The 11820-nt window shown below is 69.2% G+C and carries 10 protein-coding genes; 2 read left to right on the forward strand and 8 right to left on the reverse strand.

The window, feature by feature from the left end:
- Positions 1–21 precede the first annotated feature (21 nt).
- Entirely contained in the window at positions 22–2133 is a 2112-nt protein-coding gene (locus ACFXHE_RS02975; protein ID WP_379379197.1) for a prolyl oligopeptidase family protein, read from the reverse strand.
- A gap of 15 nt (positions 2134–2148) precedes the next feature.
- On the opposite strand from ACFXHE_RS02975, the gene ACFXHE_RS02980 reads away from it, so the two are divergent.
- Positions 2149–3489 carry a DUF4132 domain-containing protein gene (locus ACFXHE_RS02980; RefSeq protein WP_379379199.1) on the forward strand — a complete coding sequence of 447 codons (1341 nt, stop codon included), beginning with the start codon at positions 2149–2151 and terminating at the stop codon, positions 3487–3489.
- Here ACFXHE_RS02980 and ACFXHE_RS02985 read toward each other — a convergent pair.
- Genes ACFXHE_RS02985 through ACFXHE_RS03000 form a run of 4 tightly spaced genes read right to left on the reverse strand, consistent with a single transcriptional unit; the run spans position 3465 to position 6798 of the window.
- Positions 3465–4922, reverse strand: a complete 1458-nt coding sequence (locus ACFXHE_RS02985; RefSeq protein ID WP_379379201.1) for an FAD-binding protein — start codon at positions 4920–4922, stop codon at positions 3465–3467. The two genes, ACFXHE_RS02980 and ACFXHE_RS02985, sit on opposite strands and share 25 nt — an antisense overlap.
- A complete protein-coding gene (locus ACFXHE_RS02990; protein WP_379379203.1) occupies positions 4919–5419 on the reverse strand; it encodes a VOC family protein in 501 nt (166 codons plus the stop codon). Before ACFXHE_RS02990 ends, ACFXHE_RS02985 begins: the two co-directional genes overlap by 4 nt.
- A gap of 37 nt (positions 5420–5456) precedes the next feature.
- Positions 5457–6116, reverse strand: a complete 660-nt coding sequence (locus tag ACFXHE_RS02995) for a TMEM175 family protein (RefSeq protein ID WP_379379205.1) — start codon at positions 6114–6116, stop codon at positions 5457–5459.
- Complete coding sequence (locus tag ACFXHE_RS03000) at positions 6109–6798, reverse strand: VC0807 family protein (protein ID WP_379379207.1); 690 nt, start codon at positions 6796–6798, stop codon at positions 6109–6111. The genes ACFXHE_RS02995 and ACFXHE_RS03000 overlap by 8 nt, the downstream gene beginning before the upstream one ends.
- A gap of 227 nt (positions 6799–7025) precedes the next feature.
- On the opposite strand from ACFXHE_RS03000, the gene ACFXHE_RS03005 reads away from it, so the two are divergent.
- A complete protein-coding gene (locus ACFXHE_RS03005) occupies positions 7026–7817 on the forward strand; it encodes a VOC family protein (protein ID WP_379379209.1) in 792 nt (263 codons plus the stop codon).
- A gap of 147 nt (positions 7818–7964) precedes the next feature.
- Here the strand turns inward: ACFXHE_RS03005 and ACFXHE_RS03010 are convergent, their stop codons facing one another.
- The 3 genes from ACFXHE_RS03010 to gcl are packed head-to-tail and all read right to left on the reverse strand — an operon-like array spanning position 7965 to position 11820.
- Complete coding sequence (locus ACFXHE_RS03010; RefSeq protein ID WP_379379211.1) at positions 7965–8840, reverse strand: fumarylacetoacetate hydrolase family protein; 876 nt, start codon at positions 8838–8840, stop codon at positions 7965–7967.
- Between the two features lie 19 nt (positions 8841–8859).
- Complete coding sequence (locus ACFXHE_RS03015) at positions 8860–10032, reverse strand: glycerate kinase (protein ID WP_379379213.1); 1173 nt, start codon at positions 10030–10032, stop codon at positions 8860–8862.
- Positions 10033–10041: 9 nt separating this feature from the next.
- On the reverse strand, positions 10042–11820 hold the full coding sequence (gene gcl / locus ACFXHE_RS03020) for a glyoxylate carboligase (RefSeq protein WP_379379215.1): 1779 nt from the start codon (positions 11818–11820) through the stop codon (positions 10042–10044).

Consider the following 11820-nt stretch of genomic DNA (forward strand, 5'->3'; position numbering starts at 1 on the left):
GGTCACCTCACACCGAGCCGGTCACATCAGCTGCCGCATGAAGTAGGTGTATTCCAGCGCGCTGGTGTGCGCCTTCTCGTCGTTGTTCGCGCCGGACCCGTGGCCGCCCTGGGTGGCCTCGTAGAACAGGTACGGATCGCCGAATTCGGCTAGTCGGGCGGCGAACTTGCGCGCGTGCTGGGGCCCGACCCGGTCGTCCTTGGTGGTCGTCCAGATCAGCGGCTCGGGGTACTTCACGCCCTTCTTCAGCTGTGCGTACGGCGAAATGGAGGCGAGGAAGGCACGTTCGTCCGGATCGGCCACCGATCCGTACTCCCCCACCCAGGACGCGCCCGCCGCGATCTGCTCGTAGCGGACCATGTCCAGCAGCGGAACCTGGATGTCCACCGCACTCCACAGGTCGGGATGCTGCGTGAATTCGACACCCATGAGCAGCCCGCCATTGGACCCGCCCTGGATCCCCAGCCGCCGCGGCGAGGTGATCTTGCGCGCGACGAGATCGTCGGCCACGGCCGCGAAGTCGTCGAAGGCCTTCTGCCGGTGGGTCTTCAGGGCCGCGTCGTGCCAGGCGGGCCCGTATTCGCCGCCGCCGCGGATGTTCGCGATGACATACGCGCCACCGTGTTCCAGCCACGACTTGCCGAGCAGTCCGTTGTAGCCCGGCGTGGACGAGGAGGCGAAGCCGCCGTACCCCCACAGGATCGTCGGGGTGCTGCCGTCGTAGGGCAGCGTGGCCGGATGCACGATGAAGTAGGGCACCTTGGTCCCGTCGGGCGAGGTGGCCTTCAGTTGCTCCACCACGAACCCGGACGAATCGAACCGTGCGGGTGCGGCTTTCACCTGGTTCAGCCGTCCGGTCGCGGTGTCCAGTCTCCAGATGGTGGCCGGGGTGAGCATCGAGGTGACCGACAGGTAGGCCGTCTCGCCCTGGGAATCGGCGTCCACGCCGGAGACGGTCGCATTGTCGGGCAGGGGAACCGGTGCGGACGTCCAGCCGCCGTCGGGCTGCGGGGTGTAGACGGTGGCGCGGCCCTTCACGTCGTAGAGCGAGGTCACCACCACGTGGTCCCGGGTCGTCATGACCCCTTCGAGGGTCTCCTGCGGCCCGGGTTCGTATACGAGGGTGGCCTTCGGCTGATCCGGGTGCGCAGTCAGGTCGTCGGCGTCGAGGGACACCAGTGAGCCGGACTTGAAGGTGGCGCCGCCGGTGGTCCAATCCTGTTGCAGCGCAACCAGGACCCGATTGCCGACCATGCCCTGGAGCCCGGACTTCGGCGGCAGCCCCAGCCGCACGGGCTGCGCGCCCGCGAGCAGGCTGACCTCCGACTCGTAGAACGACGGCCGTCGCTCCACCAGGTTCATCCGCCGCCCTGTCCCGTTGTCCAGCAGCACCGCCGCGGTGGCGAGCCCATCATCCTGGCTGCCGCGGACGATCTCCACCGCCTGGTCGAGCGCCTGCCCGCGCCCCAGACGCTTCACGACGTACGGATAGCCCGAGGTGGTCTTCTCCCCCGGCTGCCATTCCCGCGACACCAGCAGCGTGTCGGTGTCCACCCAGGCGGCGTACTGCTTGCCGCGGTCGAGCACGAATCCGCCGGCCACGAACGTCCCTGTCCCCAGATCGAATTCGCGCAGTGTGACGGCGTCCTCGCCGCCCTCGGACAGCTCGACCAGGCATCGCCGATGGGTGACCGGGTCGCAGGACATGCCCTTCCACACCCAGTTCTTGCCCTCGTCGCGGGCCAGGGCGTCCAGATCCAGGACGGTGCGCCACTGTGGTTGCGGTGATTCGTAATCCGCAACCGTCGTCTCCCGCCAGATGCCCCGCTGATGGTCGGCGTCCTGCCAGAAGTTGCCGATCATCCCGTCGTGGAACTCCGGCACCGGCAGGCGATCGGCCGCATTCGCCAGCGCCTTCGCCTGGGCCAGATTGTCGGCGTAGCGCGGATCCTGTTCCAGCACACCGAGGGTCTTCGTGTTCTCGCCCGCCACCCACGATTGCACGCGGGGACTGTCCAGCTCTTCGAGCCACTGATACGGGTCGCTCGCCGTGCTCGATCTCCCGCACGCGGCCAGCAGGACCACCGCCAGACCCGCCAGGGCGGCCCGGATTCCGCTCTTGCTCCAAACCATGAAATCCCCCATCCCATGATCACGAGGCGACCCCGATCGGGGCGTCAGCGAGCCACCCTACCGCCGCCCACCGACAATCTGTCGCTGCCTGCTGTCGGCAACCTGTCGGTGCCGCCTGCCGACAACCTGTCTGCGCCTCCTGCCGGCAACCTGTCGGTGCCCGGCGGCAAGATCACGGGCATGACCGACGAGGAGAGGCGCTGGGCCGATCCGCACGCCACCACGGCGGTGCGGAAGTTCCTGCGCCGGCACCGTCGAGCGGTGGAGACCGTGCTGACGGCGGCCCGGCTGGACGGGCTTGACGAATTCGCCTGCGCCGCAGCGGAATACGCCGCCAACCCCGCCGGACCGGTCACGCCGGAGGGCGCGGCGGTGGTGTTCGCCATCGCACAGCAGGCGGCGATCGCGTACCGGACCGGGGCGCAGCGGGAGCAGGAGTTCATCGACCGGTTCATCGACAGCTGGATGAACGAGCACGGGTACGCGTTCGCGGCCGCGGTCGCCGAGATACGGCGGGGCCTGCGCGTCGAGGAACCGGAGCCGGGCGCGGGCCGGATGACACCGTGGCTGCGGGCGACCACGCCCGGCGAGGAGCCCGAGCCCGCCGCGGAGACATTGAGTCTCCGGATGCATGCCCGGCTAGGTGCGCAACCGTCCTCTCCCGGCGGGGACACAATACACGCCCCCGCGGACCCGAAATCGGTGACCACCGACCAGATCCGGCGACTGGAGGCGGCCATGGTGAACAGCCGGCGTTGGCGGGCCGCGGCACACCGGCGGCTGGTGCTCGAGGATCCCGCGCTCGGTCAGCTGGCCCGGCGGCTGGCGTGGGCGAGCTTCGACGGCCGCGGCACCGTGACGGGCACGTTCCGGATCGATGCCGAGGGCGTGCTCCGCGCCGTGGACGAGAGGCCCGTCGAGCTGCCGCGCGAGACGCTGGTGGGTGTGGCCCACCCACTGCACCTCGCGGAATCCCTGGCAACATGGCGGAATTCGTTCGCCGGCAACCGATTACGTCAGCCGTTCGAGCAACTGGAGCGACGAACGTACACCCTCACGCCGGACGAGGCGGAAGCGGATCGCCTGTCCCGCTTCACCGATCGTCAGGTCCGCACCGATCGGGTGTTCGGACTGCAACAGCTGGGCTGGGAGTTGTCAGGAGAGCTCCTGTATCGCCGGTTCGGTCCGTCCCGGGAGGTGGCCGTCACGCTGGGCCCCGGGCTCGCGGGCGGTTATCGCTACGAGCCCGAGCTCCAGCGGGTGCTGGCGGTGGAACTCCGGGGCGGCACGTTCGGGTCGTTCGATGCCGTCACCGCCTCGGAGCTGATCCGTCAGCTGGAGCGGCTGGCGGCGTGACGTCCGGCGCGGCGCCCGAAGAAGGAGCCCGCGCCGAGCTGGGTGCCGCTGGAATAGCCCTTGCCGTCCTGGGCCAGAGTGGAGGCGGTAGCGCCCGCCGCGTAGAGCCCCGGAATCGCTGATCCGTTGTCCCGCAGCACTTCCGAGTCGGCCGAGGTGCGCAGGCCGCCGAGGGTGAAGCCCGCGTACAGCGCCTTGCCCAGGGTCAGGTCGAAGGCCGCCCACGGCCCGTGATCCTGCGGCTCGAGCCATTCGGCCGCCTTGTGGAAATCGGGATCCTCGCCGCGGGCCGCATTCTCGTTGTATCGGTCGAGGGTGGATCGCAGTGCCTCGTACGGGATTCCGAGCGCGGTCGCCATCTCCTCGACGGTCTCCCAGCCGTCGATGAACGGCGCGAGCGGGAACATGGGCCGTTCCATGTGCTCGGAGTCCACGATCAGGTAGGCCACCGCGCCCGGCTGATCGAGCACGAAGGCGGAAGTTCGCGCGTGATAGGAATCCTCGGCCACGAAGCGTTCGCCCCGCTGGTTCACCACGATTCCGGTCAGTAGCTTCGCGGGCGGATACACGGGCGCGGTGACGAAGGCCTGATCCATCATGCGGGTCACGCCGCCCGCCGAGACGCCGAGCCGGATCCCCAGCCCGTCGTCGAAGGGCGTCCCGAGCACGAAGGGTTTCTCGGTCAGCCACGGCACGTGCTCGGCCACCATGTCCGTGTTCATGACGAAGCCGCCGGCGGCCAGCACCACCGACTTCGCCCGCACCGCACCGGTGGTGCCGAGGTGCTTCCAGCTGACGCCGGCCACACTGCCGTCGGCCTCGGTGATCAGATTGGTCACGCCGGTCTCGTACCGCACCTCGACGCCGAGCGCGGCGGCCCGCTTCACCAGCAGCTCGATGATCATGGCCGCGCCCTGGGTGTCGCCGGGCACCGGAACCTTGTGCCCGCGCGGCGCGGGCGTCGCCTGATCCCGGTAGGGCCAGACCTTTTCGTTGCCGGTGTACATCAGCCCCTGGGTGCCGGGCTGGATGACCGCCTTCTCCGGGTAGTAGCTGCGCTCGAATTCGAAGCCCAGGCTCTCCAGCCAGTCGAAGTGCTCGACACTGCCGTCGCAGTAGGCGCGGATCTTGTCCGGTTCGGGATCGCGCGCCACCGACAGCAGGTACTTGTACATCTCCTCGGCCGAATCGTCGTGGCCGGTCGCCCGCTGCACGGCGGTGCCGCCGCCGAGGTAGAAGTGCCCGCCGGCCAGCGCGGTGGTGCCGCCCGCGACGCCGGCCCGCTCGAGGACCAGTACGCGGGCCCCGTTGGCGGCCGCCTCGACCGCCGCGCAGCCGCCCGCGATGCCGAATCCGGCCACGACCACGTCGACCTCGTCGGACCACTCGGTAATCGACGCCGCCGCAAGGGTTTCCGGGATCTGTGTGCTCACTGCGCATCCTTCTTGATCTGCTCGAAGAACAGCCGCATATTCGGCCCGATCTCGGCGAGTTCGATGAACGGTACGCCCGAGGCCGCGCCGTCGAGGTAGGCGAAACGCATCTGCCCGCTCATGTCGCCCCGCTGCACCACCGGGATCCCCTGCGCCGCGGCGTCTTTCAGCGCGGCGTCGAAGTCGTCGGGTTCCAGGCAGACGTGGTGCAGGCCCGGCCCGCCGCGTTCGAGGAATTCGGTGTAGATGGAGCGGCCGCGCACCGGCTGGATGAGTTCGAGCTGGGTGTCGCCGCTGTAGGACAGCGAGATGTGCGCGGTGAAGTCGGCGGGTTCGCCACGGTAGACGCAACTCTCGGGCCCGAAGTGGATCTCGGGCATGCGCATCCAGCCGCCGGCACTTATGGTGGTCTTCAGGAACTGTTCACCGGCCGCGATGTCCTCGACCACCCAGGCGATCTGGGTGACCGGGCCGCGGGCCACACTTGTGCTGTCCACCCCGGCAGTTAATCACAATCGCTTAAATTGGCAAGGGTTACTCGTCGTCGGGATCCGGATCGGACGGTGCCGTCCACCCCTTGTTGCTGAGGCCGTAGAACGTCGAGACCAGCAGATACAGCACCAGAGCCGTGATCGGCGACCAGAATCCGACCCCGATGCACACCGCGTAGACCAGGATGCCCGGCCAGGCCCGCCAACTCTCGCGCCGCGCGTAATCCGCACCCAGACCGGGCTTCAACATCTCCGGCCGCTTCGCCAGCCGCCACCACATGGGCGCCCACGGCACGGTCATCACCACCCCGACGATCCCGTACAGCGCCACCGCCACCACGGCGTCCCGGCGCGTCCCGTGCACCACATTGTCGGCCACCACAATTGTCGGGAACGGCACCAGCGAAATGCCCAGCAGCAGCATCAGATTCCACCACCGCAGCACGTGGTCGATGCGCCGCAATCGCCCGAAGAAGGTGTGGTGGTTCATCCACACGACGCCGATCGTCATGAACGACGCCAGATAGGCCACATACGCCGGCCAGATGTGCGCCAGCGCCTGCAGCAGGTGCCCGGGCTCGTGCTCGGGCACCCGGATATCCAAAATCAACAGGGTGATGGCAATCGCCATCACCCCGTCGCTGAACGCTTCCACCCGGGCGGTTCCGGCGAGCGTGCGATCCGGAACCGATCCGTCACTCATGGACCGAAGCGTAACCCGATTCCGTGATCTCTTCAGATCGCTTGGCCCGCTTGATGGTTCGAACTGTGATCGCCATCAGCACCACGGTGACGCCGATCATGAGCGCGCTCGACAGCCAGGCCATGGTGTGGATGGGCAGCCGGTAGGCGAGCACCACCCGCAGCACGGACTCGCCGACCAGGCCCACGCCCCACATCCCGGCGATCCGGTTGTGCACGCGGCGCACCAGCGGGTTGGTGCGGAACTTGTGCTCCATCTCCGCCAGCTTCGCCGGTGAGTTCGCGAAGGCCTTCCGGGCCGCCACGTAGGTCAGCGGCTTGCCGAGCAGTGCGCTCACCCCGAACGCGAGACCGATGACGGCGGTGGTGAGCGAGTCCCGCACGATCATCATCCGGGCGTCGCCGCTGATCAGCGAGCTGGCGATGCCGAAGACGAAGCCGGCCAGGATGAGTGCGGCCAGGGCGTCGACGCGCCGGGCCCGGATCACCTCGACGAGGACCATGACACCGGAGAACACCGCGCCCGCCAGCAGCGCGAGGAAATCGGAGTACCCGGCCCAGTGCAGGAGGTAGTACGCCGCGAGCGGCACCGCGATGTCACGAGCGGTCGGTGCGAGCATGCGCAGCAGGTTCGGCCGGTCCTGCGACTGCGGCGCGGGCACTGCGGCGATGTTGTCGGCCATGGTCGGAACTCCTGTAATCGGCTTGTGCGCTACAGGAATGACGCTACGGTCGCGCCGACCTCGCCGAATCTGCCAACCATCACCTCCCGGCCATGACAGTTGTCATGCCGGTGCCGGACACGCCGTCTTCCGCCATCCCAGCTTCGGGCCGACGGAAGACGATGATTTCCGGAGCCGGGCGTCGTCTCCATTCCCGGGGACCGAAATACCGATTCGAGGAGTTGACCATGTCCTACGTGACGCAGCCGGGCGATCCGGTCTGGACCGATCTCTTCACCACCGACACCGACAGCGCTATCGACTTCTACGGCGAGCTGTTCGGGTGGACCGCGGATGTCGCGCCCGAGTACGGCAACTACATCACCTTCCGCAAGGACGGCCTGGCCGTGGCGGGCGGGATGCGCAATGACGGGAACAGCGGGCCCGATCAGTGGACCGTGTACCTGGCCAGCCCGGACGCCGAGGCGACCGCGGCGGCCGTCACGGCGTCCGGCGGGATGATCGCGGCGCCGGTGACGGCGGTCGGGGACCTCGGCAAGTTCGGCGTGTTCGGGGACAACGGCGGGGTCGGGATCGGCGTGTGGGAAGCCGGGACCATGGCCGGGTTCGAGCAGCGCGGCGTGGTCGGCGGCGGGCAGTGGGAGGGGCATGTGGGCGCGCCCTCGTGGTTCGAACTGCACACGCGCAACTACGACGACGCCCTGAAGTTCTATCGCGAGGTCTTCGGCTGGAAGGACCCGTTCAGCATTGCCGATACGCCCGAATTCCGGTACACCACCATTCATTCCGTGACCCCGATGCTGGGCGGGGTGATGGACTCGACCAGCTTCCTGCCGCCGAGTGTGCCCGGATACTGGACCGTCTACTTCGGCGTCGAGGACGTGGACGCCGCCGTGCGCAAGGTGGCCGAGCTGGGCGGCAGCGTGGTGCGACCCGCCGAGGACACCCCGTACGGCCGGCTGGCGGCGGTGGCCGACCCGTCCGGCGTGCGATTCAGCCTGGGCGGCAACAAGTCCTGAACGAGCGCTCTTCGGCGTGTACCCCGATCGATAGCCGGCCCCGGACAGGACGAACGGCCCGGTCCCCACAGTGACCGGGCCGTTCGGATCATCCCGCGGCGACGTGGTCGGCGCCCCAGCAGCGCTTCGGACGCCGCCGCGGGAAACTCAGCCCCCGGTGACGACGGAGCCGCGCACGCCGGTGGCCAGGGTCTGCTGCCTGCCCAGTCCGGCGACCTCCACGACCACGACATCACCGTCGCGCAGATAGGGTTTCGGCTCCGGCCGGCCGACCGCGACACCGCCCGGGGTTCCGGTCAGCACCAGATCACCGGGTTCCAGGGTCATCAGCGTGCTCAGGTACCGCAGCAGTTCGCCAACCCCGGCGACCATGTTGCCGGTCGTACCCGCTTGCCGCTGTTGGCCGTTCACCCACAGCTGCAGGCTCAGCGCCTGCGGTTCGGCGACCTCGTCGGGTGTCACCAGCCACGGGCCGATGGGGGTGAAGGTGTCGAAGGACTTGCCCTTCACCCAGGTCGGTTCGCCCGCAATGCCATTGCGCTCGGTGACGTCATTGGCAGTGACATAGCCGCCCACCGCCCCCAGCGCGGTGGCGGCATCCGGGCAGTCGCGCAGCGTGCGGCCGATCACCACGCCCAGCTCCACCTCGTGGTCGGTGGCGCGGCTGCCGGGCGGCAGCTCGATGGCGTCATAGGGACCGCTCACCGTGGTGCCGGGCTTCAGGAACACCACGGGCCGTTCCGGAATGGCCGCGCCGATGGCGGCGGCGTGGTCGGTGTAGTTGAGCCCGATGCCGATCACCTTGCCGGGCCGGGCAATCGGTGCGCCGACCCGCGCGGCCGGATCCACCTCGGGCAGGGATCCGGCGGCGAGCGACGACCGCACCGCGCTCAGCGCCGCCGGATCACACAGCAGCCGGCCGTCGATATCGGCGGTCACGGACGACAGATCGCGCAGCGCGCCCTCATCATCGATGGCCACGGGACGCTCGGCGCCCCGGGCCCCTACGCGCAGCAGTTTCATACGTCGCCTCCCGGCTGCTTCATTTCTCGGCCCCCGACTGCTCGGCGGCCACGGCCGCCACCCCCGCGCCACCCGGCAGGTGTTCGTGCGCGATGCGAATACCCAACTGCTGCAACAGCATTGCCCCGGCACTCAGGCAGCGGTGTTCGTCCGGCTCGATCTCGATGAGCGAATACGCGGCGGCGAACCCGGTTTCGCGCAACCGGTCCGCCGGCAACGTGTTCCGGCCGCACACGGCGACCACCGGCACCCCCGCGGCCCGCGCGGCCGCCGCCAAGCCCGCGGGCGCCTTGCCGTGCAGGGTCTGCTCGTCGAGCTTGCCCTCGCCGGTGACGACCAGGTCCACCCCGGCCAGCCGCGCGTCGAAACCGACCAGCTCCAGCATCAATTCGATGCCGGGCCGCAGGGTCGCGCCGAGGACGGCGAGCGCGGCGAATCCGACACCCCCCGCGGCGCCGGCCCCCGCCGCGTCGCGCCGATCCGACCCGAGTTCCGCGGCCAGCCGCTGCGCCCACTGCCCGAGCGTGGCGTCCAGCTCGGCCACCTGGGCCGGATCGGCGCCCTTCTGCGGCCCGTAGACCGCAGCGGCCCCAGAGGGCCCGGTGAGCGGATTGTCGACATCGGAGGCCACCGTGACCTCGACGCCGTCCATCCGCTCGCGCAGGGCGGTCAGGTCGATGGCGTGCACCCGGGTGAGAGCCGCCCCGCCGTCGCCGATGGGCCGCCCATCCGCGTCCAGCAGCCGGGCGCCGAGCGCCTCCAACAGACCTGCGCCGCCGTCGGTTCCGGCACTGCCGCCGATGCCGAGCACGATGCGGCGGCACCCCGCCGCGACCGCGGCCGCCATCACCTCGCCGGTGCCCCGGCTGGTGGCGGTCATCGGCCGCAGTCGGCCTTCCGGCAGCCGCACCAGGCCCGACACATCCGCCATCTCCACGACCGCGAGATCGTCGCGGCGGGCGTAGGCGGTCAGCACCGGTTCCCCGGTCGGCCCCGACGCGGTCAGCGGGACCGCGTCGAAACCGGCCGCGAGCGCGGCGGCGACGGTGCCGTCACCGCCGTCGGCCACGGGCACGACCGCCACCGAGGCGTCGGGACGCGCCCGCCGGATTCCGGCTCGCACGGCGGCCCCGACCTGCGCCGCGGTCAGCGAGCCCTTGAATTTGTCGGAGGCGATCAGCACACGAGCCATGGAAATCCTCTAGTCCAGCGGGACGGTTGCGGTCGGGGCGTCGACGAAGGCCGAGGCCAGCTCCTCGAACTCCACGACCTCGTTGATCTCACGCGCGCCCATGGACACATTGGTGACGCGCTCGAGAATGCACTCGACCACGACGGGCACCTTGAATTCGGCCATCAGCGACTTGGCCTTCTCGAAGGCGGGGCCGATGTCCTGCGGCTCGAAAACACGAATCGCCTTGCAGCCCAGACCCTCCGCGACCTTGACGTGGTCCACGCCGTAGCCGTTGACCTCGGGCGAGTTGATGTTCTCGAAGTCGAGCTGGACGTAGTAGTCCATCTCGAACGCCCGCTGCGCCTGCCGGATCAGCCCCAGGTACGAGTTGTTCACCAGCACATGGATGTACGGGATATTGAACTGGGCGCCGACGGCCAATTCCTCGATGAGGAACTGGAAGTCGTAGTCACCGGACAGCGCGACGACCTGCTCGTCCTTGCACGCGGTGGCGACACCCAGCGCGGCGGGCAGGGTCCAGCCCAGCGGCCCGGCCTGACCGGCGTTGATCCAGTGCCGCGGCTTGTACACGTGCAGCAGCTGCGAGGCCTGGATCTGCGACAGGCCGATGGTGGTGACGTATCGGGTGTCCCGGCCGAACGCCTTGTTCATCTCCTCGTACACGCGCTGCGGCTTGAGCGGCACGTTCTCGAAGTGCGTCTTGCGCTGTCCGGTCGCGCGGCGGGCGCGCACCTGCTCGGCCCAGTCACCGTGGTCGGTCAGACCACCCACGGCGTCAAGGGATTCCGCGACGGCGATGAACTGCTCCAGGGCCGCGCCGGCGTCGGAGACGATGCCGTAGTCGGGCGCGAAGACCCGGCCGATCTGGGTCGGCTCGATGTCGACGTGCACGAACTTGCGGTCCCTGGTGTAGGTGTCGAGACCACCGGTGTGGCGGTTGGCCCACCGGTTGCCGATACCCAGCACGAAGTCCGAAGCCAGCAGCGACTCGTTGCCGTAGATGTGCGAGGTCTGCAGACCCACCATGCCGGCGTTCAGCTCGTGATCGTCGGCGATGGTGCCCCAGCCCATCAGGGTCGGGACCACCGGAACACCGGTCAGCTCGGCGAATTTCACCAGCAGGGCGTCGGCGTCGGCATTGATGATGCCGCCGCCGGCGATGATCAGCGGACGCTTCGCGGCGTTCAGCATCTGCAGCACCTTGGCGGCCTGCGCCCGGGTGGCGGCCGGGCGAGCCACGGGCAGCGGCTCGTAGGTGTCGATGTCGAACTCGATCTCGGCCAGCTGCACGTCGATCGGCAGATCGATGAGCACCGGGCCCGGACGGCCTTCGCGCATGAGCCAGAACGCCTTCTGGAAGGCGCCGGGCACCTGGGCGGGCTCGAGCACGGTGTGCGCCCACTTGGCCAGCGGCTTCGCGATGGACGCGATGTCGACGGCCTGGAAGTCCTCCTTGTGCAGCTTGGACACCGGGGCCTGGCCCGTGATGCACAGGATCGGAATGGAATCCGCGCTGGCGGCGTACAGACCGGTCACCATGTCGGTGCCCGCCGGGCCCGACGTCCCGATGCAGATACCGATATTGCCGGGCTTGGCCCGGGTGAAGCCCTCGGCCATGTGCGAGGCGGCCTCGACGTGGCGGGCCAGCACGTGCTTGATGCCGCCGTGCGCCTTCATGGCGCTGTAGAACGGGTTGATCGCGGCTCCAGGCAGGCCGAAAGCCTGTGTGGCCCCTTCCTTTTCCAGGATCAGGACCGCCGCGTCGACGGTGCGCATGCGCGCCAT

This window comes from Nocardia sp. NPDC059229 (genome assembly GCF_042754165.1).
In the GTDB taxonomy this organism is placed as follows: domain Bacteria; phylum Actinomycetota; class Actinomycetes; order Mycobacteriales; family Mycobacteriaceae; genus Nocardia.